Origin of the sequence: Vibrio olivae, assembly GCF_042428525.1 — a bacterium.
Classification (GTDB): Bacteria; Pseudomonadota; Gammaproteobacteria; order Enterobacterales; family Vibrionaceae; genus Vibrio; species Vibrio olivae.
In genome coordinates, this window is the sequence record NZ_JBHMEP010000001.1 from 1,614,478 (window position 1) to 1,640,648 (window position 26,171).

Below are 26,171 nucleotides of genomic sequence, written 5' to 3' on the forward strand. Positions count from 1 at the left end.
TGGTCTTAGCTCCATTTATAAGACAGCGTACCGGAATGGTTACAGCGGAGATAGAATGAAAAAAATATTCAAAATAATTGGCCTGATTTTCAAGGGCATTTGGAAAGTCATCTCATTTATACGTATTACTTTAATAAACCTGATTTTCCTCGCGAGCATTGCAGCGATTTACTTCCTGTATACCTCTGCTGAATCCCCAACCCCAGCGGTTCCAACCACCTCTTCTGCGTTAGTGCTTAATTTATCTGGCCCTATTGTTGAACAATCTACTTATGTCAATCCGCTCGATTCAGTAACTGGCTCGCTATTTGGGCAAGAAATGCCAAAAGAGAATGTCTTATTTGATGTCGTCAATACCATTCGCCAAGCCAAAGATGACAAAACCATTACCGGTCTCGTCTTATCGCTACAGGATATGCCCGAAACGAACTTAACCAAACTGCGTTACATTGCTAAAGCGATTAATGAGTTTAAAGCCAGTGGAAAACCTGTCTTTGCCGCTGGCGACTTTTATAACCAAAGTCAGTACTATTTGGCGAGTTACGCAGACAAAATCTTCCTCGCCCCTGATGGCGCAGTGATGCTCAAAGGCTACAAAGCCTATTCCCTATACTATAAAACTCTGCTCGAAAAGCTTGATGTTAGTACTCACATCTTCCGAGTTGGTACCTATAAATCGGCCATTGAACCTTTTATCCGCGATGATATGTCGGAGCCAGCAAAGCAATCAGCCTCTCGCTGGGTTGGTCAAATGTGGAGTGCCTATGTCGATGATGTGGCCACCAATCGTCAAATCGATAGCCAAGTATTAAATCCGAGCATGGACGAGTTTCTGGAGCAGCTTAAATCGGTCAAAGGTGATGTCGGCGCCTTGTCGAAGCAATTGGGGCTGGTTGACCAATTAGCCACCCGTCAAGAGGTGCGCCAAGCGATGATCGAAGCATTTGGTAGTGATGGTCAGGACAGTTATAACGCTGTCAGCTATTACAAGTATCAGTCGCGAATGCATCCAAGCTTTGATTCGAGCGAAGATGATGTGGCCGTTGTTGTCGCAAGTGGTGCCATCATGGACGGCGAACAGCCTCGTGGTCGCATTGGTGGCGACACATTGTCTTCCTTGTTGCGTCAAGCTCGCACTGACGACAAAGTCAAAGCTGTCGTCTTGCGAGTTGATAGCCCAGGTGGTAGCGCCTTTGCCTCAGAAATCATTCGCAATGAAATTGAGGCAATAAAAGCCGCTGGAAAACCGGTAGTTGTCTCCATGTCGAGCCTTGCGGCATCAGGTGGGTACTGGATTTCAATGGGCGCAGACAAAATCATCGCTCAGCCGACAACGTTAACCGGTTCGATTGGTATCTTTAGTGTGATTACCACATTTGAAAAAGGACTGAATAAACTGGGCATTTATACTGACGGCGTCGGCACCACACCATTTTCAAACGTTGGTGTCACTCAAGGGTTAACCGAAGGCGCATCTCAAGCTATCCAGTTGGCGATCGAACACGGTTACAACCGTTTTATCAGCTTGGTCGGCCAGAACCGTGATATGTCACTTGAAAAAGTCGATAGTGTCGCGCAAGGCCGAGTATGGACAGGCCAAGATGCCATGCAATATGGCTTAGTTGATCAAATCGGTGACTTCGATGACGCTCTCGATGCTGCCGCACAATTAGCCTCGCTTGATGATTACAACCTGTATTGGGTAGAAGAGCCTCTAACACCCGCAGAACAGTTCTTTAAAGACTTCTTCTCTGAAACCAATGCTGCCCTAGGTATCGATATGACGTCAATGCTACCAGAAGCTTGGCAACCCGCAGCCAAGCAATTGGTCGCAGACTCAAGTTTATTGGCTCAATTTAACGACCCTAAGGGACAGTACGCGTTTTGTTTGCCTTGTCAGGTTGAGTAGTTCAACGCGAATTATCCAAACTGGTATGATATGGGGTAGCGTAATCAACGCTGCCCCTTTTTCTTGGCTAAGAATCAGTTATAATCGCCGCTTCTGTTCCCCCTAACAAATATGACTCGCAGCAATGGCAAAAAAACATATTTATATCGCCTACACTGGCGGCACTATTGGCATGCAAAAGTCGAATAACGGCTATATTCCCGTTGCTGGCTTTATGGATAAACAACTGGCGGGCATGCCCGAATTTCATCGCGAAGAGATGCCCGATTATACCATCCATGAGTATGACCCCCTGATCGACTCATCCGATATGACGCCTGCGGATTGGCAGCAAATTGCTGACGACATTCGAGCCAACTATGACAAATATGATGGCTTCGTGATTTTGCACGGCACCGATACCATGGCCTATACCGCTTCTGCGTTGTCTTTCATGCTGGAAAATCTCGGCAAGCCGGTAATTGTGACGGGTTCACAGATCCCCCTTGCTGAGCTTCGGTCTGATGGTCAAGCCAATCTATTGAATGCATTACATATTGCTGCGAATTACCCAATCAATGAAGTCACGTTATTCTTCAATAATAAATTGATGCGTGGCAACCGCAGTACCAAATCTCATGCTGACGGTTTTAATGCGTTTACCTCACCCAATTTGTCGCCTTTGCTTGAAGCCGGAATTCATATTCAAGTTAGTAAAGACATCGAAGTAGATAAAAAGCCGCAGGGTGACTTTAAAGTCCATACCATTACACCGCAGCCCATTGGTGTCATCACTATGTATCCAGGCATTTCGCACGAAGTGATTCGAAATACATTACGACAACCCGTCAATGCCATGATTTTACTCACCTTTGGGGTTGGTAACGCACCACAGAACCCTGAATTGCTCGGCCACCTTAAAGAAGCGTCTGAGCGTGGCGTCATCGTGGTCAATTTGACTCAATGTTTGGCGGGTAAAGTCAACATGGGCGGTTACGCCACCGGATGTGCACTCGCTGAAGCGGGGGTGATTAGCGGTTATGACATGACTCATGAGGCGGCGTTAGCCAAACTGCATTATTTGCTGAGCCAAAACTTGAGCTATGAACAGATTAAAGATCAGATGCAGCAAGTCTTACGCGGTGAAATGAGCCTCTAACTCATCAAAGAAACCGTAAAAACGCGATTTTCACAGTAAATTCCTACAGAGATTGTTCTGCTATTCGGTTAAAAAAACCAGCCATATGGCTGGTTTTTTTGTTTTTCAATCAAAAGTTACGAATCGAGATTAGGATTCACCCGCATGATGTCGCCTTGATCCGATTGGAACTGTTTTTTTAATTCGGCTTTAGACTTAAAAACAACATCGCCACCTTGGCCAACTGTCATATGTTGAGCTTGTGAATTATGCTTAGATTGATACAACATCACAGCTTGCATACAGGAATCTCGCTGCTGTTGGGAAAGTGGAGTACCCTCAGGCCATGTGCCTGTTTCTACAGCGTAAACTAAACGCTCATAAACTTCCGGAGTAATGGAGTTAATTAGCTGCTCAACATCCATGATGGTTTCCTTGCTTTTGACTTTGGCTCAAACATAACCAGCTGAAGAAGTGAGTCAAGGTTGACCCAGAAAATAAGTGTAACTGATCACAAGCATTCATTATGAACTATATAAAAATCGTGTTAATCGCCGCATCAGCTCTGGCGCTCGGCGGATGTTTTGAAGGTAGAAAGAATACAGAGCAGTTGTGCACCGATAACCCGGCACTGCGCTGCGAGAAACTGAATATGAATGATGGGCAATGCCGCATTCCAAGAACCGACCTCATTTGGCATCGTTTTGAAGTGATGAAAAACCCAAGCGAAGCTAATAAAATCGTTGAGTACAAATTCTTAATGGAGTACCGCAAGTGCCTCGAACTGGCGTCGCAAATCCAAACCATTGACCAAACAGAGTTACGCCAAAAACGTTTCAATGCTCTCGTTCACTCCGGCAATGAACAAGAACGCATCGTGATGGAGCTGCGCAGTTCTCAGCAGCCTCAAACATTGTACTTTTTGTGGAGCCAACTCGGTGACGAACACGCCAGACGTGCATTCCTACAAATGGAAGGTTCTCCAGAGCTTGATACGGCTGAAATGCAATACGCGTTAGCCACGTATTACACCAACCGTGACAAACAAAAGACCATTGAACTACTCAACCGCTCTCTTGAACTTTCCACTGGCGATAACGTCAACGTCGAAGCAGTGAAATCACTGGCTAGCATCTATTATCATGTTCAAAACAAAGAAGCCGCCTATATCTGGACGCAAGTCGCAAGTGAATACGATGTCCCCCTCGTGCCCAAGCGCCAACTCCAACTACTGTACGGCTTCAATGATGCAAAATATGATCAACTTGATGATATGGCGGCAGAAGTAGAAAGCGCCCTGAAATCTGGGCGCTTTAGACGTAGTTTAGTTCCGTATTAAACTCATACCTACGAATGAAAGGAACAAACAACAAGCGGCGAATTATTCGCCGTTTTTTGTTGGATTGTTGAAAGTTAACGACACTGAGTTAACACAAAACCGTTCTCCGGTTGTTGGCGGACCATCAGGAAAAACGTGACCTAGGTGGCTATCACAAACTGCGCATCGGATCTCAGTTCTGACCATTCCGTGACTTCGATCTTCTAGGTAGTGAATCGCTTCTGGGTTAATCGGCTGGTCAAAACTCGGCCAACCACATCCTGAATCGTATTTATCGTTTGATGAGAAAAGTGGCGTATGACAACAAGTGCATGAATACACACCTGTTTCTTTATTGTGCAACAACGTACCACTATAGGGCGCTTCTGTACCATGCTCACGACACACGCGATATTGTTCTTCAGATAACTGCTCACGCCACTCTGCGTCTGACTTTACGACTTTATTTTCGTCATGTTCCACAGCGGACATTCTCCTCATTCTCACTTTTTATATTCACTTTTTTAGGGAAAAACTTGCTAAGCTTACCCTTTGTAGCACATACTTTCACCCCATAACAGGGTGGGTGGATTTTGCCTGGTTGGGTAACGCCAACCTGCCCCTTATTTAGACTGGCGTACAGTTTATCTCGCATTAAGCTCAAAAGATAACCAACTGCTAACAATTGTGAAAGAAAGCGTCGCTTTTTTTTGACTTTAAACAAGTTAAGTCTGATTATCTGTTGCAGATTTTTGCTGGGTTCTGTAATTTTACTACCAGTTATCTTTAATCAGAAATTAAGTTGTGGAGCAACTATAATGACTATCAAAGTAGGTATTAACGGTTTTGGCCGTATCGGCCGTTTCGTATTCCGTGCAGCACAAGAACGTAACGACATCGAAGTTGTAGGTATCAACGACCTTATCGACGTAGATTACATGGCGTACATGCTTAAGTACGATTCAACTCACGGCCGTTTCAACGGTACTGTTGAAGTTGAAGGTGGTAACCTAATCGTTAACGGTAAAACTGTACGTGTTACTGCAGAGCGCAACCCTGAAGACCTTAAATGGGACGCAATCGGTGTTGACGTTGTTGCTGAAGCAACTGGTATCTTCCTAACTGACGAAACTGCACGTAAACACATCACTGCAGGTGCGAAGAAAGTTGTTCTTACTGGTCCTTCTAAAGACGCAACTCCAATGTTCGTTAACGGTGTAAACTTCGACACTTACGCTGGCCAAGATATCGTTTCTAACGCTTCTTGTACTACTAACTGTCTTGCACCTATCGCTAAAGTTCTTAACGACAAGTTCGGTATCGAATCTGGTCTTATGACAACAGTTCACGCAACTACAGCAACTCAAAAAACTGTAGATGGTCCTTCTGCAAAAGACTGGCGTGGTGGTCGTGGTGCTTCTCAAAACATCATCCCATCTTCAACTGGTGCTGCTAAAGCGGTAGGCGTTGTACTTCCAGAAGTAAACGGCAAACTAACTGGTATGGCTTTCCGCGTACCAACTGCTAACGTTTCTGTTGTTGACCTAACTGTTAACCTAGTAAACGGCGCTTCTTACGAAGACATCTGTAAAGCAATGAAAGAAGCTTCTGAAGGCGAACTAAAAGGCGTTCTAGGTTACACTGAAGACGCAGTTGTTTCTCAAGACTTCATCGGCGAAACTTGCACTTCAGTATTTGATGCTAAAGCAGGTATCGCACTAACTGACAAATTCGTTAAAGTTGTATCTTGGTACGACAACGAAATCGGTTACTCAAACAAAGTTCTAGACCTAGTTGCTCACATCTCTAAATAATGTAAGCTTTTAGCGAAGATTTTTGTAAAAGGCGGCTCTCGAGTCGCCTTTTTTGTATTCCAATATAACCCCCGCGTGGATAACTGGAATTCATTTGGATTACGGTCCGAACACACACAAGCTTTGCCGCGTTGCAAGGCGGTGCCTAGGACCTTCGCCTAGGAGACAATCATGGATTTATATTCTCTCCCTGCCCTATCGGTACTTTCCGATACGGTATCGATTATTGAAAAAGATGCACTTAAGATAGTCCGTATCATCAGTGGCAAAGCTCGTGCGGCAATCGCTCTGCATGGTGGTCATGTTATGTCTTACCAACCAAGCGACCAACCTGACGTCATTTGGATGAGCGAGGCAGCAATCCTTGACGGTAAAGCCGCTATTCGCGGCGGAGTGCCCGTCTGCTGGCCATGGTTTGGTGGTCTTGCCTCCCCTTCTCATGGTTTTGCTCGTACCAGCGAATGGCAACTCATCGAGCACCGAGAAAATGAAAATGGTGTCGTCGTTTGCCTGGGCTTAAACGATTCACAGCAGACTCGAGATATCTGGCCACACCAATTTGAGCTCAAGCTATATGTCGAAGTGGGTGACCAACTCAAGATCACTCTGGATATGCACAACCCGAGTGAAGTCGCATGGCCATTCTCCGCAGCGCTGCACACTTATCTTAATGTGTCTGATATCACCTCAGTGACAACGTCAGGAATGGGGCCAAACTACATCGATAAATTGCAAGATGGCAAAACCTGCCAAGGCGACTCTGAACTTGTACTTAGCCATGCCATTGACCGAATCTATACTCAGCCGAGCGCTTCAATACATGTTGAAGATAAAGGCTATGAGCGTACGTTGAAAGTTGAAAACCAAGGCCATAATGCTGCTGTGATGTGGAACCCTTGGGAAGAAGGCGCTTCTGCTATGGCCGATATGAATGACAACGGTTACCAGACGATGCTATGTGTTGAGTCCACCGTATTTAGCCCTAGCTTAGAAAGCGGACAACTCGTCGCTGCTGGTGAAAGCCATCAGCTTATCACGACCATTACGCCTATCACTGCTTGAGTTTACACCGCACTTCAAACTTCAGCTTCTGTTTGGGGTGCGGCCGACCAATTCAGCCAATAGTTAAATTTTAAATTCACCCTTTCGTTAACACGAATCAAGTTTCCTATTTATAAATCTTTGTACCATCGGCAACTTCAAACATAAATAAAGTGCATAACAGTGCATAAACTCTGCCGTCTAGGACTAAAGATGATGAATAGATATAAAAATCAGAGCGTAGGATTTCAACTTAAGCTCGTTATCACCTTGTGTTTACTTATTGCATTTACTTGCATCGCCACACTCGTCTACCGAAGCGCTTCTAAGCAGTTGCTTGACTCCACCTTTATAGAGCACCAGTCTAAGGTCAATGCATTAGCCAAAGCGATTTCAGGCCAATACGATGCCTACCTGAATAACGCCAATGAGCTCGAATCGACGTTCCGCCATAGCTACCTATCAGGCCTTCAAGAAAGTAATGACTCACGCTTTTTCCACGGCCATGAGATTCCAGACCTAACCAAAGGTGGCACTAGCCTTATCGGCAGCACTCAAATTGTTGACCAATTTACGCGTGACACTGGCGCTGTTGCCACCTTGTTTGCTCGTCAAGGTGATCGTTTTATGCGTATCTCAACCTCACTGAAGAACCCATCGGGAGAGCGCGTGGTGGGGACCTATTTAGATAACCAGCACCCTGGCTATAATACCCTTAGCGCTGGGCAGCCTTACCATGCACAAGTAAAACTGTTTGGTAAACGTTATATTACCTACTATGCCCCGATTAAAAATGCGCGTGGTGAGATCTTTGCTATCTCGTTTATCGGTTTATCCGTGAACAAGGCGACTCAAGATCTGTTCAAATCCCTCGCTGAAATTCAGTGGGGCGATAGTGGTTATACGATCATAGTTGATAACGAAAAAGACAATCTCGGCCACTATTTGCTTCACCCGACCCATAAAGAAAGTGGCCCTTCGATCATCGACGTTCCAGACCATGATGGGAATAAGCCGTTCGCTTCTATCTTTGAACAACCAAGTGGCTTGATTCGTTATCCATATGAATTCCAGGGCCATATTGGTGAAAAGTACCTGATTTATGCTGAAGTACCAGGATGGAACTGGAAACTGCTTGGCGGAACCTTCGTTGAAGAAGTCACGAAAGGCAGCCAAGCATTACTCAAACTGATCACCTGGATTGCGCTATCGATAGGTGCAGTCACGTTTATTTTGCTCAGCGTCATTTTGAATCGTACCTTGAAACCTTTAACCACACTGAGTGGCTATATGCAGCGATTGAGTGAAGGTGAAGTTAGCCTTGCTGTGGCTGGAGGCGAGGCCTCATCTAAAAATGAAATTGCCAACCTCACCTATGGGGTCGCTCATATGGCAAACCAATTAAATCATTTAGTCACGGACATTCGCCGTACCAGTGATGATGTCGATACCAATGCGACCAATATGGCAGAAGACGCTGAACGCAACCTAGCGCAGTCGAACCGTCAACAGGAGCAAGTTGATCAAGTGGTCACCGCGATTGAGGAAATGGCCACTTCGGCGCAGTCCGTCGCGCAGCAAGTTGAAACCATTGCTGAAAATGTACGACAAGCCAACGGTAACTCCCAAACTGGACTCAAGGTTGTCGAAGATGTCTGTATTGATGTCGCAGAGCTGAATTCTCGGCTCGATCAATCTGCGCAAGTTATTCATCAAGTCAGCGAAGACAGCCAAAGTATCCAAACCGTGACAGACATGATCAATGAGATCGCAGAACAAACCAACTTACTGGCGCTGAACGCGGCCATTGAAGCCGCGCGAGCCGGAGAGCAAGGCCGAGGATTTGCCGTCGTCGCTGACGAGGTGAGAACCCTCGCACACCGCACTCAAACCTCGGTTCAAGACGTGGTGAGTATTATCGAAAAACTCAAAGGTTCCACCAGCCAAGCGGTAGAGATGATGAATCACAGTCAGTCGCGGGCTAACCATGTTTTAGAGAAAGCTCACCAAGCCGGCGGCGCGTTAGAATCCATTGCTGATGATGTGCAATCTATCGCATCACAAGCTGAGACCATCGCAGCAACCTGTGAGGAGCAAGCTCAAGTCTCTCAGGAGATTGCTCAAAACACGACGCAAATCAGTGAATTAAATCGCGAAAGTGGCGAAATTAGCGCACAAACTTCAACAAGTGCCACCAGTTTGCAGTTGCAAGCCAAAGCACTGAAACAGCAAGTGAGTTTCTTCCACTAGCCTGCCATAGCCATCTCGATATTAAGCTGACTGGACTTAGGTATTGAGATGGCTAACCCATGTGAATATTGATAGAATCGCGACCTGTTTTTATCACTTATCACTCGGTGCTTTTTCGTGTATCAATGCCCTCTATGCCTTCAGCCGCTGACACTTGATGATCGCAGCTATCGCTGTGACAACAACCATCAATTTGATGTTGCTAAAGAAGGCTATGTCAATCTCATGCCGGCTCACCATAAACGTTCAAAAGACCCGGGTGATAATAAACAGATGATGCAAGCTAGACGTCGATTTCTTGAAGGTCACCACTACCAACCGATGCGCGAACAAGTCGCGCAATTACTTCGAGCATCATTAGCCACGGAGTCACGAGCTGTTCTCGATATCGGGTGTGGTGAAGGCTACTACACCGCTCAAATTCACCAAACTCTCAGCGAGAAGCACCCACAGCTGCGCACGTTTGGTTTAGACATCTCTAAAACGGCGATACGCTCAGCGGCAAAACGCTATCCTCAGTGCGAATTTTCTGTCGCCTCGAGTCATCGCTTGCCTTTTGCTGATCAGAGTCTTGATGCGATTGTGCGTATTTATGCTCCTTGTAAAGCCCCCGAACTCAGTCGGTGCTTAAATACCCACGGTGTGGTGATAACGGTAACCCCTGCGGCGCGGCACCTCTATCAGCTTAGAGAACAGATTTATTCGAGTGTTCGCTTACATGATGAGACACCAGAGAAACTGGATGGCTTTGATCTTGAAACTGAGCAGCACCTTCATTATCCGATGGAACTCAATAACGGCGCAGCCTTTGATTTATTACAAATGACCCCTTTTGCTTGGAAAGCCAGTGATGCACTCCGCGAGCAGCTGCAGACGGCTATCGATTTCCATTGTGAAGCCGATTTTATGCTGCGTGTTTACCGTAAAAAAGTAGTCTAAAACTCTCACCGCTGCGCTTAGTCAAATAAGTGGCAGCGGCAATATTTATCCCCTTTCCCCCCAACCACGCTCGATACACCTCAACTTGCAAACCAAGACGACCCAATTACTCACTTTAATAAACAATAAGTTAACGCAAATTTATAATTAAAAGCGCTTTAAAGGCCGTCAACATTAGGTTTAGGCGCGCTTTTTGCTTTGTCATTTTTTAAACAATTTTGTGAAATTTTGCACAAGTTTCTCTCACTAACGCCGATACAGTATTGGTGATGTTATAAGGAGATGAGTATGAATCCTGTAGGTATAGAGTCGACGCAAGCGCTTCCACCTCAGCAGGCGAAAGCTCAAAAGGCAACGCCCTCTTCTGACCCAGCGACCACTCCGCTACGCGTCGACCACAATAAGGTCACGCTATCAGACGAAGGTAAAGCTCTGCTCGCAGCACTTCAGGCCATCGAAAAAGAAAGCAAGCATGATGCACAAGCAGAAAAAACCGTGGGTGATAAGGTAGAATCTTTTGCTCATGGCGCTTTAGGTATGGAGCACCCAGATAAAATGAAAGAGGAAGAGGATGGTTCCTACTCTGCGGGGCAATTTTTTTCCGCAGCGGCAACCATTGGCGGCATCATACTGGCTATCGCCTAGGTTAAACGCTCTGGTTTGATTAATATTTTTTGTTTTGATGATAGCAAGCGTGATTTGTCAAGGTAAAAGATAGATAGCATCATTGCTGCATAAACCTTTGATGAGAATCTGCAGTGAAACGCCGCTTTATTTCTTTTAAATTGGCAAATGTTGGCGCGCTCGTTTTGTTATTGGCAACCCTTGTTCCTCTCCTTCTTCACGCTCACGAGTTCGCTCCAAGTAACTTCATGCCAACCGCGCTGATATTGTCCATTGCATCAGTCTTCAGCCTAGCTATTGGCAGCCGATACCACATGCAAACAAAAGCCGCTGAGCAATCTAACAACCTCAAGCAAGATAAGAACGACGAAAATCTGCCTATAGAACGCTCTCTGTTATCGCATTTTACTTCTCGTCCCTGTGACCAAGAACAATGGCTACGTAATCAACTTTTTCTATTATCCAACGAGCTCAAGCAATTACCACCCTTGGTACATTGCAATACGACTCAAAAGCTACACTACCAAAACCTCACGGAGCAGCGCCTTGATGTCTTAAAACAGTTGGAAGACTTACACAAAACAAAGGTACTAAAGCGTCAAATTGAGCTAGGTTTTAGCGAAAAACAAGAATAAAGGCACCAAAAAGCGAGCCTTTATTCTTAACGATGGGGATGATTGACCAAGTGATCTTCCCAATCAATCACATCAATTTCATACACGACCTTATTACGAACGCTCTCTTGCGCCTCATGCATCGCTTGCTTAGAGCCTGTAATCAGCGGGTGCCACTCGGGGAGAGTTTGGCCATCTGCCAAAAGCCGATAAGCACACGTGTCGGGTAACCAGTGGAATTCTGCAATCTTATCACGCGTCAGTTTTAAGCACTCTTCACCCGATTCAAATCGATTCGGATAATCTTTACAAGAACAAGTTTGGTCATCGAGTAAACTACAAGCCACGTTGGTGTAATACACCTCATCCGTGTCCTCATCCATCAACTTATGCAAGCAACATTTACCACAACCGTCACACAGTGATTCCCACTCTGCTTCTGTCATCTGTTCTAATGTTTTGCTCTGCCAAAATGGAGTCGTCATTACTACTTGCCTTTATGATTGCTTGTCTTGAAGGGAAGCGTTTATACCGCTGTCGCTAAAAAACTTCAAGGATAAAATTTGAGCTGTCTCACACTCAATTTTTTGATACCATCGCCGCCCAATTTCATCATGGATATTATTATGGATTGTCGCCTTGGTTGTGGCGCATGCTGCATCGCTCCCAGTATTTCATCCGCCATTCCAGGCATGCCAAACGGCAAACCTGCAGGTCAACGCTGTATCCAGCTTGATGATAACAATCTTTGCCAACTGTTTGGTCACCCAGAGAGACCAAAAGTGTGTGCTGATTTTAAGCCATGTCCCAGTATTTGTGGCACTAGCAACCAACAAGCCCTTACGATTATCACTGAGCTTGAGCAGTTAACGTAATACGTTTCTTACGCAAATCGCCACAAAAACAAGACAGCATACTGTTATGAGCCAGTGAGTTCACTGTGTTGCAGTTTTGAACCATGCATTCAATGTGGTTATCCTCTATGTTTCAGCCAGTCTTCATTAAATTGAATGGGTATTGGCATATGAACAAATATTTAGCAGAAGCATTTGGCACCTTTTGGTTGGTGCTAGGCGGTTGTGGTAGCGCAGTGTTAGCGGCAGGATTTCCAGAGGTTGGTATCGGATTACTGGGCGTTGCACTCGCTTTCGGTTTGACGGTACTTACCATGGCTTTTGCAATCGGTCACATTTCAGGGTGCCACCTTAATCCAGCAGTCACTATCGGCCTATGGGCAGGTGGACGCTTTGATGGTCGTGAGATCCTCCCTTACGTTATTGCCCAAGTGATAGGTGGGATAATTGCGGGGGGCATACTTTATCTCATCGCTTCAGGACAGGTCGGGTTTGATGTCGCAGGCTCGGGTTTTGCTGCAAATGGATATGGTATGCATTCTCCAGGTCAGTACTCTTTCTCTGCCGTTGTCATCACAGAAATCGTCATGACAATGATGTTTTTGATCGTCATCATGGGCGCAACCGACGAACGAGCACCTCAAGGCTTTGCCCCTATTGCGATTGGCCTCTGCTTAACTTTAATTCACTTAATCAGCATTCCAGTAAGTAATACCTCCGTCAACCCAGCCCGTAGCACTGCAGTGGCGATTTACGTGGGTGATTGGGCGACCTCTCAACTTTGGATTTTCTGGTTGGCACCGATTATCGGGGGAATCGTTGGCGCGGTGATGTATCGAGTTATTGCGGGCAGCCCTAACCCGAGACATGCTGTGATTTAAATACAGAAAAGCCCGCATTCGCGGGCTTTTAATTTTTCGATAGCAGCATCGGGCTATTTGAGCATCTGACGACCAAGCAGGGAATGCGAGAGCGTGGTGCCATCGACCAACTCCAGCTCGCCACCAACAGGAACACCATGAGCAATGCGACTCGCTGACACATGATGCTCTTTACACAACTCGGCAATATAATGCGCTGTTGCTTCGCCTTCTACCGTTGGATTGGTGGCCAAAATCACTTCTTGGATATCACCACGACGTAAACGGTAATCCAGAACATCCAAGCCAATATCGCTTGGCCCAATCCCATCAAGTGGCGAAAGGTGCCCCATCAATACAAAATAACGGCCCGAATACTGACCCGTTGCTTCTACCGCCGCAATATCCGCAGGGCTCTCTACGACGCAAATAAGCCCATTTTCTTGACGTTTTGGGTTACTACAGATATGACAAACTTCCAGCTCAGTGAAAGTTCGGCACTCCTGACAATGCCCTACTTCGGTCATGGCTTGACTTAATGCTTCAGCCAGTTGAAGACCGCCTTTTCTGTCGCGCTGTAACAAATGAAAGGCCATACGCTGTGCTGACTTGGGTCCAACCCCAGGCAAGCAACGTAAGGCCTCCATCAAATGCTCCAGCATATGACTGGTACGCATTAATCGTTCTCAGCTGTCAAATCAGAACGGCATTTTCATGCCTGGTGGAAGCTGCATTCCGCCAGTCACGCCCGCCATTTTCTCTTTTTGAGTCTCTTCAATACGACGAGCTGCATCATTGAATGCCGCAGCTACAAGATCTTCAAGCATTTCTTTGTCGTCTTCCATCAAGCTTTCATCGATGTCAACGCGACGAACACTGTGGCTACCAGTAATAGTCACTTTAACAAGACCTGCACCCGACTCACCGGTTACTTCCATATTTGCGATTTCTTCTTGAAGCTTTTGCATTTGCTCTTGCATTTGCTGGGCTTGCTTCATCAAATTACCCATACCGCCTTTACCAAACATGTTTGTCTCTCTGGTTTTGTTCGCTATTGAAAAAGGTTATGGGGTCGACATTGGATAATTTCAACCCCACAAATGATTAGACAGGTCTTACACTATTTTTATCCAATTCAGCCGCAAAACGTTGCTCAATAAATTGAATAATGGTGTCTTGCTCTAAACTCTGGAACGCCTGCTCTAACTTAGATTGATATAGCTTATCTCTTAACTCTAGTGGGGTTTGTCCAGCCTCGCCGATTTCGACACTAAGGTGACATTCGTACCCCAGAGCTTGATTAAGCGCTGATAACAACTCACTTTGCGCACGTTCTGTATTTAAATGGGCCTGATTTGGGCGCAAGGTAAGAACGACCGAAGATTCGCTCTGAGCAAACGAAGAGTTTAATGCTAATTGCTCAACCAGTTTTGGAATCGTCAGTGTTTGAATTAATGCCGCCCAACTATCTTGATTGACCGACTCTTCCACTAACTTTTGCGTCATTTCAGGCGTCTTTTCATGTTCCAACGCACTTTTTATCATGGTTGGTGTCAGCTCTTTACGCGTCTGTTTTTCAGCCTGCGGCTGAGTTGGCATCCAGCGATAAGGCTCATCACTTTCAACCGTTGCCGTCATCGATTCACTCTCTTGTGGCGACATCCGCTGTGCAGAACTTGAGCCGTGCTTTTGTGCGACACGTTCGAGAACCGACTGAGGTTTGGCAGATGCCGCTTTAGGCTTTTTTGGATCAGACCCTGGCTTTTGAGCTAACCCTTTGCGTTGCGAGCGTAATTGATGGCGCAGCCCACCAAGATTAGATGCCGCGGGTTGTGACGACGGCTGTGTCTGTGATGGAGTGGGTTCTGTCTCTTGCGCCCCCGCAGGCTGGTCATATTGCGGTTCATAAGCCTGCGTCGGAATAGACTGGTGAGAATACTCATCCATGACTTGCTGATCATCACGTTCACTGGTCACCGTCGATGGCTCAGATTGCCGTTCAGGAGTTGCAGTGACCGGATTAGGCACTGGTGGCGCAGCTTGAGAAACGGGCTGAGGCGCGACGTCTTGCTTCTGGGTCGTGACCACATTCGCCGCATTGGTTTGCACCGGAGCAAACGCCAACATGCGAAGCAAACACATCTCAAGGCCAACGCGTTCTGTTGGCGAGAAAGGTAAATCTTCTCTGCCTTTCAATGCGATCTGATAGTAAAGCTGGACATTTTCCGGAGCGATCGCTTGAGCTAACAACTCAATTCGCTCGCTATCGGGTTGGGTTTTATCGAGAGTCGATGGCAAAGCTTGGTACATAGCAATACGGTGTAGCTGCACGGCCAGTTGCTTCAGTAACCCATCCCATTCAACGCCATTTTGAGCCAGTCCTTCAATACTGGTCATTACGGACGTCGGTTGTTTAGTACTAATTGCTTCAAGTAAATAGATAGCTTGATCAGTATCTAGGGTTCCTAACATATGACTGACGGTGTCTTTGCCGACAGCCCCATTACCTAAGGCAATGGCTTGGTCTGCAAGGCTTAACGCATCACGCATACTACCATCAGCGGCGTGAGCAATCATCCCAAGCGCTTGGCTTTCTGCAGAGAGCTGTTCTTGCTGCAGTACATGCTCTAACTGCTGATGAATTGCATCAACGGTGATAGGTTTAAGGTGGAACTGCAGACAACGAGACAAGATCGTAACAGGCAATTTTTGTGGATCCGTCGTCGCCAATAAAAATTTGACGTATTCAGGCGGCTCTTCCAATGTTTTAAGCAAGGCATTAAAACTGTGGCGTGAGAGCATGTGAACTTCGTCAATCAGGTAGACTTTAAAGCGCCCTCGAGCCGGCTTATATTGGACGTTATCCAGCAGTTCGCGAGTATCTTCAACCTTAGTGCGTGATGCCGCATCAATTTCGAGTAGGTCGACAAAACGACCTTGGTCAATCTCTTTACAGGTGTCACATTCTCCGCACGGCGTTGCGGTAATCCCCGTCTCACAGTTCAGCCCTTTAGCAAATAACCGACCAATCGTCGTTTTGCCGACACCACGAGTCCCACTAAACAGATACGCATGATGTAAGCGATTTTGTGCCAGAGCATTTTCTAGAGCAGTTAAAACATGACTTTGACCCACCACTTCATTGAACTTAGTGGGTCTCCATTTGCGCGCTAAGGCTAAATAACTCATTAAAATATCCGATTAATGTCCTTCAAATTCACAGATACTGTAAACGTTCAGACCTAAAGCTTCCAGACGCTTGTCACCGCCAATTTCAGGAAGGTTAATAACAAACGCTGCATGGTCAACTTCTCCGCCTAGTTGGCGAATCAATTGGGTTGTTGCTTCTATGGTACCACCGGTGGCCAGCAAATCATCGACCATAAGAACTTTATCGCCATCTTTGATTGCATCAGTATGGATTTCTAGCGTATCCGTACCGTATTCCAAGTCGTAAGTCTGAGCGATAGTCGCACGTGGTAATTTACCGGGTTTACGCACTGGTACAAAACCAATACCTAATTCCAGTGCCAAAGGCGCACCAAATAAGAAACCGCGAGCTTCAGTTCCCACGACTTTGGTGAAGCCCATATCTTTGTATTTGTCGACCAGCACTTGAATCGTGGCTTGGTACGCTTTTGCGTCTTCCATTAGGCTAGTGACATCACGAAATAGGATGCCTGGCTTTGGATAATCAGGGATACTTTTGATACTTGCTTTGATCAAAGAGATGGTTTCAGTTGTCATAGTTTTATTACTTCAATTTGCGACTTGTCATCTTTGATTAGCGATGACCATCAGCGTCAACTCACACCTAAATCGATATTTCACTTCCGTCAAACATGCTTTTGGTATGATAGAAAAACAAACGCCCACTCGAAGAGTGGGCACACTTCCCTGCAATCTTAGTGATTTTCTTCGTCATCAGCAAGGTGCTCAATCACAGGTAATTGCACAAACCAAAGTAGTAAAACGATTGCGAAAATCAACAGCGCAATTTTTAACCACAAAAAAGGAGAAAAATAAATAGATACGGTAAAACTAAGAACAATGAGCGCCATGGCTCTATGTTTTGCTGAGCGACGTAAGGCTCGTTTTTCTTGCCAGTCACGGATGAAAGTGCCAAACGTGGGATGATGTATTATCCAGTGATGAAAACGGGGACTACCACGCATGAAACAAGCACTGGCAAGGAGGATAAAGGGGGTGGTCGGCAACAAGGGCAACACAGCACCAAGAATGCCTAAACCAACACAGAGCCCACCAACCACATTATAACAATAACGACGAACAGTGATGGTAAGCTCCCAAGTTGATACTTAAAATCCCTGATAGCCGTTGAACACTCGAATCCAGGTTAGTGTTGCCGGCAAAGTGGGAATTAACAAGGCAAGGATAAATCCTAAAAAGTAGAGAATATTATAAGGTTCTTTAAAATCTTTGTCCGCCATTATCTTCGTCTCGGTTAAGTTGTACTCGACGCATTTGGTTAACTTAACGTTAACCAAATGCTGTTAGTTTGTATAACCGGAGACTATACGGCAAACCACTCAGCACAAACACCGACAATCCTTGTGGTTATTGCCATTCTGCGAAGCGAAGCATTATTGCTTAGGCTGTGTATCTTGCACAATATCCAATGAAAAACTTGAAGAGCCTAAACGGCTTAAAGACAAACGACATTGCTGACCAACCGGTAGATCTTTCGTCATAAAGTTTTTCACGCAGTTTTCCCCTAAATCAAGGCCAGCGGCAATATGTTGAGTTAGCTGATCATTTGACCACTGAGATTCTAAACCTGCCGGCAAAATCGACATGGTTCCAGCTGAAACATCGACCAATCCAAACAGCGCTTTAACGGGATTCACTGAGCTTGAACACGTCAGGCCTTTCTCAATCAAATAGGCGAGATCCTTTAAATCGGCGCTGAAGTTCTTAAGCTGACGCAAATAATCATGGAACAGAGCTCTGACCAACAATGTGGTGGACGCACCATCCGTCTCATGGCTACCTGAATCAACCAAGTAAAACGCCAACTGACCGTTCATCAACCAAGCGTAATCAAACACCATTGGCATCATGTCAGTTGATTGCAGCAAACGATAATTAACCTTCCATACACCTTGTGATGAATCTGCTTCTGGCAGCAGAGCATGAAGTAGTTCTTTGGCGGCATTAGGGTTCTTTTTAAGGTACTTAAGGTGCCAATGCAGCTCCTGCTCTTCTGGTACGTCGCCATTATCAACTCGAAACCATTGGGTGGCAAAATCGCGCTGCTCAGAAAGACGGTCAAAAGAGTCATCTAACGTATTTTCAATTGAGTTGGCCAAATTGCGATGATCACTGATTGGCTTTGGCAAAAAATCTTTGATGCCAAAGCGCAGCGCTTTAGCGACATCCGAGATATCTTCTGTGGCAGAAACCACGATGGTTGGCAGGGACGGATACTCCAAGCTCACTTCTTCTACGAACTCCAAGCCATCAAGAACTGGCATCGATAAGTCACAAAGGATTAAGTCAGGAACGCATTCGCGCAGCCGCTTGAGCCCATCGAGACCATCTTCAGCTTCAACAACTTTATATCCTTGAGCAGTAAGAAAATTTTTGGTGACGTTACGAAAAATCGGGTCATCATCCACTAACATAATGAGCTTTTGCTCTTCGGCAGGTGCAAAGGGCTCATCCGCCGGTAAATTGCATACTTTGTTATGCATCACTTTCGCCTCACTAAAATTCCGAAGGTATTTTTATTATTTGCTTTCGGCACATTTTATAAACTTCTCTAAATTTAGTCGTGAAAGTTGCTTTATACAAATCTTCCACCTTGGCTTGATCAAAAACACTAGATATATGAAATGTCCTAAATCAGAGAACTTGTTGATGTGACTCAAGCTTCAACATTTGATATACATATAAATTACTCTGAATTAATAAAACAATGCACCCCCAACTAATGAAATTAGATGATCTCAATTTATTCAGACTGGTTGTCGAAAATGGCAGTTACACTGCTACTTCTCGTAAAACACTCATTCCAGTCGCTACAATTACGCGGCGAATCCAAGCGCTAGAAGATTCGCTTAACCTCAGATTGCTCAACCGCCATGCTCGAAAACTGTCTTTAACAGAAGCTGGCGAACGATTTTTTAAAGAGTGCTCTCCATTGCTACAACGCTTGTCGATGACCGCAGAGGAGATTACAGATGAGTGTCGTGGCGCTGCGGGTAAAATTCGCATTTCGGCTCCATCGAACTTAACCAAACGAATGATGATGCCAATGTTTAATGAATTCATGCATCAATTCCCTGACATCAACATTGAACTTACCACCAGCGACCATGCAGACCAACTGGATCCCACTGAATGGGATGTGATTTTTCGAGTCGGTCCACAGCGTGACTCCAGCCTTATTGCAAGAAAAATCAATTCAGTCAAAGACATATTGGTTGCTAGCCCAGAATATCTCAAGACGCACCCAATGCCTAAACACGCCGAAGAGTTGCATCACCATAACTTGCTTAAAGGTCGCCCCCTGCTCAAATGGCAGTTGACCAACAGTAATGGTGAAACCGTGGTCAATAATGACCAAGGTCGCTTTCAGGCCAACACGCTAAACGTGGTTCGTCGTGCTTGTTCTTCCGGCCTAGGCATTACACTCATGCCAGATGTTATGATTCAGGAATTCATTAAAGACGGCAGCCTAGTCCAAGTCTTAGGTGATTGGAGTGCCAACCCAAGAGATATTTATATGCTTTACAATCATAAAGACCACTTGCCGGAAAAAGTGCGTTTATTTATTGATTTTGTTATTGAATATCATATCCACTGATCGTGGATTGTGAGAAAAAGGGGCGAAGTTAGCCCCCTTTTTCGCTAACTGTCTTTATTCCTTCCTTTCTACAAATACTCAACAAAATCACCCAGTTTTCTCTCCAGCGCTTTCATGGGTTCAAAATTTGGCGTGCCAAGGTAAAGAAAACCTACTATTTGATCTTCTCCACTTAGCCCAAATGCTTGATGCACATTGGCGTCAAACATGATATTGCCTGAACGCCAGAAGCCTTGGAAACCTTGCGCAACCGCCGCCATTTGCATCGCTTGTACAGCGCAGCCCGCTGAGATATGTTGTTCAATGGCTGGGACTTTAGGATGTTCCGTTACCTTGGCAATCACGGTGATCACCATAGGCGCACGAAATGGCGCATGGCGCATCTTTTCTACCACCGCTTCCTCGCTTTGATTTGCGATCGCGGCTTGCGACAAAATAGTGGCCAATTTGTTGAGGCCAGACCCTTGGGCTATCACAAAACGCCATGGCGTAAGGCCACCATGATCTGGGGCTCTCAGACCGGCGCGAATAATATTTTCTAATACTTTGCCTTCAGGCGCTGGTGCCGACAGTTTTCCCACAGAACGTCGCCCGAGTAATAGTTCTAAAGCATCCATGAGTTTGTCCTTATTGTTGGCTATAAATGAGAAGTCTTATCATAAACTCGTGGTACAAAAAAGGCGAACCACTGTTCGCCTTTTCGGTTTTTGCATCACATTCTAAGCACTTAATCGTAGAAACGTTGGTCGAGCCCGGCGCGAGTCAATAAGCCATCACATGGCGCGAAACGGTCACCATACTTTTGAACATGCTGATTCATGATTTCTACCAAGTTCTTAATGCCGAGTTGATCCATATAACGGAATGGACCGCCCAGGAAAGGAGGGAAACCAATCCCGAAAATAGCGCCGATATCTCCGTCACGTGGGCTACGGATAATACCTTCATCCAAACAACGTACCGCTTCATTGAGCATAGGTAAGACACAACGTAGCGCGATATCTTGCCCCTTCATATTGGACTCTGGCGTTAAACTCAGCAATTTATATACGCTTTTATCGACTTGTTTCTTCTTGCCTTTGTACAAATAGAAACCTTTGCCGCTTTTACGGCCTTTGCGGTTATCCCCGAGCAACGTATCGAACACATTTGGGCCTTGGAATCGGGCCCCCAGCTCTTTGACCAAAATAGGCATAATTTTCGCGCCGACATCAATACCGACTTCATCCAGTAAACTGATTGGTCCAACAGGAAAACCAAAATCAAGCAGTGCCTTGTCGACATGTTCTACCGGTTCGCCAGCCATCAATACTTGCGCCGCTTCATTCATGTAAGGCACAAGAATTCGGTTAACATAAAAGCCCGCTTTATCCTTGACCACGATCGGCGTTTTCCCTTGCTTTTTCGCCAGTGATACAACCGTAGAAATGGTTTCTTCAGATGTAGTCTGGTGCGGAATCACTTCAACCAACGGCATTTTTTCGACCGGACTAAAATAGTGCAGGCCAACGACGTTCTCAGGCCGTTGTGCTTTTTCAGCAATTTGACCAATCGGCAAGGAAGAAGTATTCGTCGCAAACACTGTATCTTTACGGCCATATTGCTCAATGTCTGCAACCATTTGTTGCTTAAGAGCGAGATCTTCAAATACCGCTTCAACCACCACATCAAGATGTTGAAAGCTAGTAAAATCCGTGCCACCCGCCAATTTCAGCATATTGGCTTGTTGCTCTGCTCGGCGTAAAATTCGGCGCTTACGTTGTTTTTCAAACAGTTGATGGTTATAACGCAGCGCGTTCAATACCCCGTCATTGCTGACATCTTTGACGCGTACCGGAAGCTTGGCTTTGCTCACTGTCACATGACTTATCCCAGCCCCCATCAAACCACCACCGAGTACACCGACACGCTGAATCGTTTTTGGCTTAGCGTCACTGCCCTGCTCTTTTTTCATTTCTGTTGTCGCAAAGAAAATCGAGCGCAAGGCTTTTGATTCAGGCGTCATCACAAGCTCGCCAAATCGTTCCGACTCCAGCTTAAGACCACGTTCAATACCATGCTCTAAGCCGTACCGAATTACTTCTAATATCGCATCGGTTGCAGGGTAATTGCCGCGAGTTTTACTATGGGTTTTCTTAGCCGCTTGATCAAAAATAACGCGACGCCCAAGCCCAGTTCTTGAGATTAACTTCTCTTTGGTTGGCACTCGATGCTTTGCGCCTTTTTTGCCTTTCTCGATCCAACGCTTGGCAACATCCAAAAGGATACTCTCCGGCACACAGTCATCGACAACCCCCAGCTTTTTCGCTTTTGGTGCGCGAAGTTGTTTCCCCGTTAAAATCATATCCATTGCTGGCAGTAAACCAATCAAACGAGGTAAACGCTGTGTCCCACCAGACCCAGGAAGTAATCCCAACTGGACTTCGGGTAAACCAATGCGCGTAATCGTTGAATCGGTACACACGCGGTAATCACACGCCAGCGCTAATTCCAGACCGCCACCTAAGCAAGGCCCATGAATGGCCGCCACGACTGGGTAAGGAAGTTCAGACAGCGCTTGAAACATCGTTTGTCCTTGCGCTGCAAGTTCGCTGGCTTGAGCCGCATTTTTGCAAGCGTCAAGCATACGAACATCAGCGCCGGCGACAAAGTTATCTGGCTTAAGAGAGTGTACAATCAGCCCTTTGAGCTGCGATTGCTGTTTCAGCTGCTCAAGAATATCTGACATCTGCTCAACAAATGCGGCTTGCAGCGTATTCATTTTTTCGCCGGGTACATCAATCGCTAGCCAAGCCAGATTGTCGTCATCAATGGTGAGAGTAAATGCATTATTGGTTGTCATTATTCTACCTCCAGTACCATTGCAGCACCTAAACCGCCAGCAGCACATGCCGTGTTAAGTGCCAACCCACCTCCGCGGCGTTTCAATTCATGTAATGTTTGCATCATCATACGTGCACCAGTGGCGGCAAATGGGTGTCCGTAAGCAATCGAACCACCCAGCACATTAAATTTATCCATGTCGATCTCACCAATAGCCTGGCTACGCCCTAGCTCACGTTTAGCAAACTCTTGGCTGGCGAACATCTTAACGTTAGCAAGCGTCTGAGCCGCAAACGCTTCATGCATGTCAATCAAATCTAAATCGTTCAATGCGATTCCAGCACGTTCGAGTGCGACAGGCGTTGCGTAAGAAGGCCCCATCAACATGTCTTTTTCAACACCAATCGCCGAAAAAGCGTATGATCGAAGATAACCAAGGATATCGAGACCAAGCTCTTTGGCTCGTCCCTCACGCATCATGAGTATCGCGCCAGCGCCGTCAGTTAATGGCGTACTATTTGCCGCTGTTACCGAGCCATATTTACGGTCAAAGGCTGGGCGTAACTTAGCGTACCCTTCAAGGGTTGAGTCCTTACGAATATTGTTGTCTTGATGAATCCACTCTTTGTAAGGTTCAGGAAACGCAGTCATTACTTGGGCATCTATGACGCCATCAGCCCAAGCCTGAGCGGCTAGCGTATGGGAACGATGTGCCAGCGCATCCTGCTCTTGGCGACTAATGGCATAACTTTTTGCCATTTGCTCTGCGGTCTGTCCCATTGACAGCCCAGTAGAATACTCTGCCACCGCAGGCGGTACAGGCATCAAGTCTTTAAGATTTAATGTTTTGATGATTTTGAGCTTTTGACCAAGCGTTTTGGTTTTGCTGAGCGCCAATAAGTTGGCAGCCAGCTTTTTAGAGACACCGATTGGCAGCACGGAAGAAGAATCGGCGCCACCAGCAATACCGATGTCAATCGTGCCTGCCATGATACTTTCCGCCACGTTAACCGCAGATTGAAAACTTGTCGCACAAGCACGAGTAACACTATAGGCATCGGTATGGATATTCATTCCCGTTCCGAGTACTATTTCACGAGCAATGTTTGGCGCTTCAGGCATTTGTACCACTTGACCAAAGACAACTTGCTCGATTAATTTGGGATCAATCTCCGTACGAGCTAATAGCTCACTGACCACCATTTTGCCCAAATCTACCGCGGGAACCGCGCTAAAAGCCGTACTTTGACGAGCAAAAGGCGTGCGCAATCCGGCAACAATAGCAACGCGCTCCCCTGACCGGGTTTTCAATTCCTGCTTGCCCATTTTATCTCCTTAAACCAACAGGTCTGACCTCAAGCCATTGTAACGAAGTTGTTAAAACGGTCAAACGCCTGTTTAAATAAACGTGATAACACAAGCAAACCCTAACTAAGTCAGGATTGATTCATACCTGCTTCAACAATCAGAAAATAAAACGCATTAGTGGAATCAAGATAGGTAAATCAAAAGCAAAAAAAAACCACACGAAGTCGTGTGGTTGGAATGTATAAAGCAATTAACTTACGCCAATTGAAAAAATCAGTTTCCTGATTAGGAGAAAGTAAAGTCAGCCTTCAAAAGGAAGTGTCATCTTGCTCAACATGTTGGAACGAACCAACGAGATGACAGGGTTACTATAACTGACCTAAATCGATGATTATTGAATTAGATCAAGTTTGCGTCGAATTATCGACCATCTTACGACTTATGCGCACTATTGCAGGTAACCAAGCTGTTAAAAGCTCCGCAAACCTATACCAAAGTCTAACATTGACGCATTTTATGTAGCATTTCCGAGGTTAAGCCATAGACTTGCGTGATATCGACAACCTCAAAAAGACGTCTTAACAATGATTTCTTTTTTTCGAAAGAAAAAGCCAATCAATCCGGTCAACTCGGATATGAAAAAGCAAAAAAAATACGAAGCCCTGGTACGCGCCTATCACCGAGACCTTTATCGGTACGCCTACTGGCTGTGCCACGACAAAACCGTTGCTGAAGATTTGGTGCAAGAAACCTGCTTACGCGCTTGGAAATCTCTCGATAGCCTACTCGACGAGAAATCGGCAAAAGCGTGGCTTATCACTATCTTACGACGTGAGAACGCACGCCGCTTTGAACGTAAGCAATTAGATTTGGTTGATATCGATGATGTAAGTCACGAGGTCAAAATCAGTGACGATGCTCATCATCAATCTCAGTGGGTTCAGCAGCAAATTATGCAATTAGACATCGAGTATCGGGAACCTCTATTTTTGCAGGTAGTCGCCGGCTTTAGCGGTGAGGAAATCGCTGACATACTCGAACTCAATAAAAACACGGTCATGACTCGCTTATTTCGAGCCCGTAATCAGTTAAAGGAACGATTAGACACCGTGAATCAACAAAGAGGACAATATAATGGATGATTTAGAATTTCGTCGCCGCATTATGTCCGACCCTAAATCACGTGACCGCGAACTGAATCAAGCGATAAAAGACAATGAGGCCAATGCCCAATTTGCCGAGGAACTGCTGGAACTTGACGCCACAATAGAGCAAGCGATGAAAGTCGATGTCGCGGATGATCTGGCTGATCGTATTCTATTTCAGCAAAGCCGAGAGCAACCCACTAGCGATGCTCGAGGCTTTTCGCGCAAGATGTTAGCCATGGCGGCATCGATTGCTTTTGTTGTCGGCCTATTGTTTGGACAAATACAGTGGCACAACGTAGTCGTCGCTCCCGCTTACGCTAGCCTTTCGGATATGGCGATTCACCATGTCCGCAATGAGCAAAACTTTGTTGAACATATTGATGAACAAGCAAGTGAAATACAAATCAACGCGAAAATGCAGCCATTTTCGACTCAATTGAATGGCGAGTTTCCTTATCACGTTTACTATTTGAATCATTGTGGATTTGGCAGCGCCAATGCGGTTCACATGGTCTTTGCCGGAGAAAAAGGCAAAGTCACTTTGTTTTTGGTGTCCATCCCGAGTGACAAAGTCGAACACTTTGACAAAGATGGAATGAAAGGCATGGTTGAACCCCTCGACAATGCCAGCTTAATCATCGTCGGCGAACCACAAGAAAACATATCGAAAATTGTGAAAAAAGTCCTACCCATCATTCAACCCATGAATTGATTGAGGCCGGC

The 26,171-nt window shown here is 45.8% G+C and carries 26 protein-coding genes; 14 read left to right on the top strand and 12 right to left on the bottom strand.

What is annotated here, in order from left to right:
- Positions 1-55 precede the first annotated feature (55 nt).
- A complete protein-coding gene (sppA, locus tag ACFFUV_RS07380; protein ID WP_390190857.1) occupies positions 56-1,909 on the top strand; it encodes a signal peptide peptidase SppA in 1,854 nt (617 codons plus the stop codon).
- A 124-nt stretch (positions 1,910-2,033) separates the two neighbouring features.
- Complete coding sequence (ansA, locus tag ACFFUV_RS07385; protein ID WP_390190859.1) at positions 2,034-3,047, top strand: asparaginase; 1,014 nt, start codon at positions 2,034-2,036, stop codon at positions 3,045-3,047.
- Between the two features lie 116 nt (positions 3,048-3,163).
- On the opposite strand, the gene ACFFUV_RS07390 is transcribed toward ansA, so the two are convergent.
- Positions 3,164-3,451, bottom strand: coding sequence for a YeaC family protein (locus tag ACFFUV_RS07390; protein WP_390190862.1), 288 nt, complete (start codon positions 3,449-3,451; stop codon positions 3,164-3,166).
- Between the two features lie 101 nt (positions 3,452-3,552).
- Here ACFFUV_RS07390 and ACFFUV_RS07395 point away from each other — a divergent pair, with 101 nt between their 5' ends.
- Entirely contained in the window at positions 3,553-4,365 is an 813-nt protein-coding gene (locus tag ACFFUV_RS07395; protein ID WP_390190863.1) for a DUF2989 domain-containing protein, read from the top strand.
- Positions 4,366-4,407: 42 nt separating this feature from the next.
- Here ACFFUV_RS07395 and msrB read toward each other — a convergent pair whose 3' ends face one another.
- Complete coding sequence (gene msrB / locus ACFFUV_RS07400; protein ID WP_390190865.1) at positions 4,408-4,836, bottom strand: peptide-methionine (R)-S-oxide reductase MsrB; 429 nt, start codon at positions 4,834-4,836, stop codon at positions 4,408-4,410.
- Positions 4,837-5,162: 326 nt separating this feature from the next.
- Between msrB and gap the strand changes: the two genes are divergently transcribed.
- The 6 genes from gap to ACFFUV_RS07430 all read left to right on the top strand — a co-directional run bounded on the left by gap (position 5,163) and on the right by ACFFUV_RS07430 (position 11,647).
- Entirely contained in the window at positions 5,163-6,158 is a 996-nt protein-coding gene (gene gap / locus ACFFUV_RS07405) for a type I glyceraldehyde-3-phosphate dehydrogenase (protein WP_390190867.1), read from the top strand.
- 171 nt (positions 6,159-6,329) lie between these two features.
- Positions 6,330-7,220, top strand: coding sequence for a D-hexose-6-phosphate mutarotase (locus ACFFUV_RS07410; RefSeq protein WP_390190870.1), 891 nt, complete (start codon positions 6,330-6,332; stop codon positions 7,218-7,220).
- A gap of 192 nt (positions 7,221-7,412) precedes the next feature.
- A complete protein-coding gene (locus tag ACFFUV_RS07415; RefSeq protein WP_390190874.1) occupies positions 7,413-9,449 on the top strand; it encodes a methyl-accepting chemotaxis protein in 2,037 nt (678 codons plus the stop codon).
- A gap of 117 nt (positions 9,450-9,566) precedes the next feature.
- Positions 9,567-10,388: a 23S rRNA (guanine(745)-N(1))-methyltransferase gene (gene rlmA, locus ACFFUV_RS07420; protein WP_390190875.1), complete on the top strand. Its 822-nt coding sequence runs from the start codon at positions 9,567-9,569 to the stop codon at positions 10,386-10,388.
- Between the two features lie 288 nt (positions 10,389-10,676).
- Positions 10,677-11,033 (top strand): hypothetical protein, encoded by a 357-nt coding sequence (locus ACFFUV_RS07425; RefSeq protein ID WP_390190877.1) that lies wholly within the window; start codon positions 10,677-10,679, stop codon positions 11,031-11,033.
- A gap of 113 nt (positions 11,034-11,146) precedes the next feature.
- Positions 11,147-11,647 carry a hypothetical protein gene (locus ACFFUV_RS07430; protein WP_390190880.1) on the top strand — a complete coding sequence of 167 codons (501 nt, stop codon included), beginning with the start codon at positions 11,147-11,149 and terminating at the stop codon, positions 11,645-11,647.
- A gap of 26 nt (positions 11,648-11,673) precedes the next feature.
- On the opposite strand, the gene ACFFUV_RS07435 is transcribed toward ACFFUV_RS07430, so the two are convergent.
- Positions 11,674-12,111: a YcgN family cysteine cluster protein gene (locus tag ACFFUV_RS07435; protein ID WP_390190881.1), complete on the bottom strand. Its 438-nt coding sequence runs from the start codon at positions 12,109-12,111 to the stop codon at positions 11,674-11,676.
- 141 nt (positions 12,112-12,252) lie between these two features.
- On the opposite strand from ACFFUV_RS07435, the gene ACFFUV_RS07440 reads away from it, so the two are divergent.
- On the top strand, positions 12,253-12,501 hold the full coding sequence (locus ACFFUV_RS07440; protein ID WP_390190883.1) for a YkgJ family cysteine cluster protein: 249 nt from the start codon (positions 12,253-12,255) through the stop codon (positions 12,499-12,501).
- Between the two features lie 149 nt (positions 12,502-12,650).
- Positions 12,651-13,361, top strand: a complete 711-nt coding sequence (gene aqpZ / locus ACFFUV_RS07445) for an aquaporin Z (protein ID WP_390190885.1) — start codon at positions 12,651-12,653, stop codon at positions 13,359-13,361.
- A gap of 53 nt (positions 13,362-13,414) precedes the next feature.
- Here the strand turns inward: aqpZ and recR are convergent, their stop codons facing one another.
- From recR to ACFFUV_RS07475, 6 genes are all read right to left on the bottom strand, one after another.
- Entirely contained in the window at positions 13,415-14,017 is a 603-nt protein-coding gene (gene recR / locus ACFFUV_RS07450; protein ID WP_390190887.1) for a recombination mediator RecR, read from the bottom strand.
- 21 nt (positions 14,018-14,038) lie between these two features.
- Entirely contained in the window at positions 14,039-14,368 is a 330-nt protein-coding gene (locus tag ACFFUV_RS07455) for a YbaB/EbfC family nucleoid-associated protein (RefSeq protein WP_390190888.1), read from the bottom strand.
- Between the two features lie 76 nt (positions 14,369-14,444).
- A complete protein-coding gene (dnaX, locus tag ACFFUV_RS07460) occupies positions 14,445-16,529 on the bottom strand; it encodes a DNA polymerase III subunit gamma/tau (RefSeq protein ID WP_390190890.1) in 2,085 nt (694 codons plus the stop codon).
- 12 nt (positions 16,530-16,541) lie between these two features.
- Positions 16,542-17,087: an adenine phosphoribosyltransferase gene (gene apt / locus ACFFUV_RS07465; protein ID WP_390190892.1), complete on the bottom strand. Its 546-nt coding sequence runs from the start codon at positions 17,085-17,087 to the stop codon at positions 16,542-16,544.
- 158 nt (positions 17,088-17,245) lie between these two features.
- Positions 17,246-17,611 (bottom strand): YbaN family protein, encoded by a 366-nt coding sequence (locus tag ACFFUV_RS07470; RefSeq protein ID WP_390190893.1) that lies wholly within the window; start codon positions 17,609-17,611, stop codon positions 17,246-17,248.
- A gap of 333 nt (positions 17,612-17,944) precedes the next feature.
- Positions 17,945-19,054, bottom strand: coding sequence for a response regulator (locus ACFFUV_RS07475; RefSeq protein WP_390190895.1), 1,110 nt, complete (start codon positions 19,052-19,054; stop codon positions 17,945-17,947).
- Positions 19,055-19,293: 239 nt separating this feature from the next.
- Here ACFFUV_RS07475 and ACFFUV_RS07480 point away from each other — a divergent pair, with 239 nt between their 5' ends.
- Positions 19,294-20,169 (top strand): LysR family transcriptional regulator, encoded by an 876-nt coding sequence (locus ACFFUV_RS07480; RefSeq protein ID WP_390190896.1) that lies wholly within the window; start codon positions 19,294-19,296, stop codon positions 20,167-20,169.
- A gap of 68 nt (positions 20,170-20,237) precedes the next feature.
- Here ACFFUV_RS07480 and ACFFUV_RS07485 read toward each other — a convergent pair whose 3' ends face one another.
- The 3 genes from ACFFUV_RS07485 to fadI form a co-directional block, all read right to left on the bottom strand.
- The gene (locus ACFFUV_RS07485) at positions 20,238-20,786 is read right to left on the bottom strand and encodes an NAD(P)H nitroreductase (protein ID WP_390190899.1); all 549 of its coding nucleotides are present in this window, start codon (positions 20,784-20,786) and stop codon (positions 20,238-20,240) included.
- Between the two features lie 110 nt (positions 20,787-20,896).
- Positions 20,897-23,011: a fatty acid oxidation complex subunit alpha FadJ gene (gene fadJ / locus ACFFUV_RS07490; RefSeq protein WP_390190901.1), complete on the bottom strand. Its 2,115-nt coding sequence runs from the start codon at positions 23,009-23,011 to the stop codon at positions 20,897-20,899.
- Entirely contained in the window at positions 23,011-24,318 is a 1,308-nt protein-coding gene (gene fadI, locus ACFFUV_RS07495; RefSeq protein WP_390190902.1) for an acetyl-CoA C-acyltransferase FadI, read from the bottom strand. The genes fadJ and fadI overlap by 1 nt, the downstream gene beginning before the upstream one ends.
- A gap of 566 nt (positions 24,319-24,884) precedes the next feature.
- Here fadI and ACFFUV_RS07500 point away from each other — a divergent pair.
- Together ACFFUV_RS07500 and ACFFUV_RS07505 are read left to right on the top strand one after the other, a co-directional pair.
- The gene (locus ACFFUV_RS07500; RefSeq protein ID WP_390190904.1) at positions 24,885-25,442 is read left to right on the top strand and encodes a sigma-70 family RNA polymerase sigma factor; all 558 of its coding nucleotides are present in this window, start codon (positions 24,885-24,887) and stop codon (positions 25,440-25,442) included.
- Positions 25,435-26,160, top strand: coding sequence for a DUF3379 domain-containing protein (locus ACFFUV_RS07505; RefSeq protein WP_390190906.1), 726 nt, complete (start codon positions 25,435-25,437; stop codon positions 26,158-26,160). Before ACFFUV_RS07500 ends, ACFFUV_RS07505 begins: the two co-directional genes overlap by 8 nt.
- The last annotated feature ends 11 nt before the right edge of the window (positions 26,161-26,171 follow it).

What these genes read in the sequence shown, in the direction of transcription:
- sppA (WP_390190857.1), top strand. Translation starts at nt 56, where the DNA reads ATGAAAAAAATATTCAAAATAATTGGCCTGATTTTCAAGGGCATTTGG.
- ansA (WP_390190859.1), top strand. Translation starts at nt 2,034, where the DNA reads ATGGCAAAAAAACATATTTATATCGCCTACACTGGCGGCACTATTGGC.
- ACFFUV_RS07390 (WP_390190862.1), bottom strand. Translation starts at nt 3,451, where the DNA reads ATGGATGTTGAGCAGCTAATTAACTCCATTACTCCGGAAGTTTATGAG.
- ACFFUV_RS07395 (WP_390190863.1), top strand. Translation starts at nt 3,553, where the DNA reads ATGAACTATATAAAAATCGTGTTAATCGCCGCATCAGCTCTGGCGCTC.
- msrB (WP_390190865.1), bottom strand. Translation starts at nt 4,836, where the DNA reads ATGTCCGCTGTGGAACATGACGAAAATAAAGTCGTAAAGTCAGACGCA.
- gap (WP_390190867.1), top strand. Translation starts at nt 5,163, where the DNA reads ATGACTATCAAAGTAGGTATTAACGGTTTTGGCCGTATCGGCCGTTTC.
- ACFFUV_RS07410 (WP_390190870.1), top strand. Translation starts at nt 6,330, where the DNA reads ATGGATTTATATTCTCTCCCTGCCCTATCGGTACTTTCCGATACGGTA.
- ACFFUV_RS07415 (WP_390190874.1), top strand. Translation starts at nt 7,413, where the DNA reads ATGATGAATAGATATAAAAATCAGAGCGTAGGATTTCAACTTAAGCTC.
- ACFFUV_RS07425 (WP_390190877.1), top strand. Translation starts at nt 10,677, where the DNA reads ATGAATCCTGTAGGTATAGAGTCGACGCAAGCGCTTCCACCTCAGCAG.
- ACFFUV_RS07435 (WP_390190881.1), bottom strand. Translation starts at nt 12,111, where the DNA reads ATGACGACTCCATTTTGGCAGAGCAAAACATTAGAACAGATGACAGAA.
- ACFFUV_RS07440 (WP_390190883.1), top strand. Translation starts at nt 12,253, where the DNA reads ATGGATTGTCGCCTTGGTTGTGGCGCATGCTGCATCGCTCCCAGTATT.
- aqpZ (WP_390190885.1), top strand. Translation starts at nt 12,651, where the DNA reads ATGAACAAATATTTAGCAGAAGCATTTGGCACCTTTTGGTTGGTGCTA.
- recR (WP_390190887.1), bottom strand. Translation starts at nt 14,017, where the DNA reads ATGCGTACCAGTCATATGCTGGAGCATTTGATGGAGGCCTTACGTTGC.
- ACFFUV_RS07455 (WP_390190888.1), bottom strand. Translation starts at nt 14,368, where the DNA reads ATGTTTGGTAAAGGCGGTATGGGTAATTTGATGAAGCAAGCCCAGCAA.
- dnaX (WP_390190890.1), bottom strand. Translation starts at nt 16,529, where the DNA reads ATGAGTTATTTAGCCTTAGCGCGCAAATGGAGACCCACTAAGTTCAAT.
- apt (WP_390190892.1), bottom strand. Translation starts at nt 17,087, where the DNA reads ATGACAACTGAAACCATCTCTTTGATCAAAGCAAGTATCAAAAGTATC.
- ACFFUV_RS07475 (WP_390190895.1), bottom strand. Translation starts at nt 19,054, where the DNA reads ATGCATAACAAAGTATGCAATTTACCGGCGGATGAGCCCTTTGCACCT.
- ACFFUV_RS07480 (WP_390190896.1), top strand. Translation starts at nt 19,294, where the DNA reads ATGAAATTAGATGATCTCAATTTATTCAGACTGGTTGTCGAAAATGGC.
- ACFFUV_RS07485 (WP_390190899.1), bottom strand. Translation starts at nt 20,786, where the DNA reads ATGGATGCTTTAGAACTATTACTCGGGCGACGTTCTGTGGGAAAACTG.
- fadJ (WP_390190901.1), bottom strand. Translation starts at nt 23,011, where the DNA reads ATGACAACCAATAATGCATTTACTCTCACCATTGATGACGACAATCTG.
- fadI (WP_390190902.1), bottom strand. Translation starts at nt 24,318, where the DNA reads ATGGGCAAGCAGGAATTGAAAACCCGGTCAGGGGAGCGCGTTGCTATT.
- ACFFUV_RS07500 (WP_390190904.1), top strand. Translation starts at nt 24,885, where the DNA reads ATGATTTCTTTTTTTCGAAAGAAAAAGCCAATCAATCCGGTCAACTCG.
- ACFFUV_RS07505 (WP_390190906.1), top strand. Translation starts at nt 25,435, where the DNA reads ATGGATGATTTAGAATTTCGTCGCCGCATTATGTCCGACCCTAAATCA.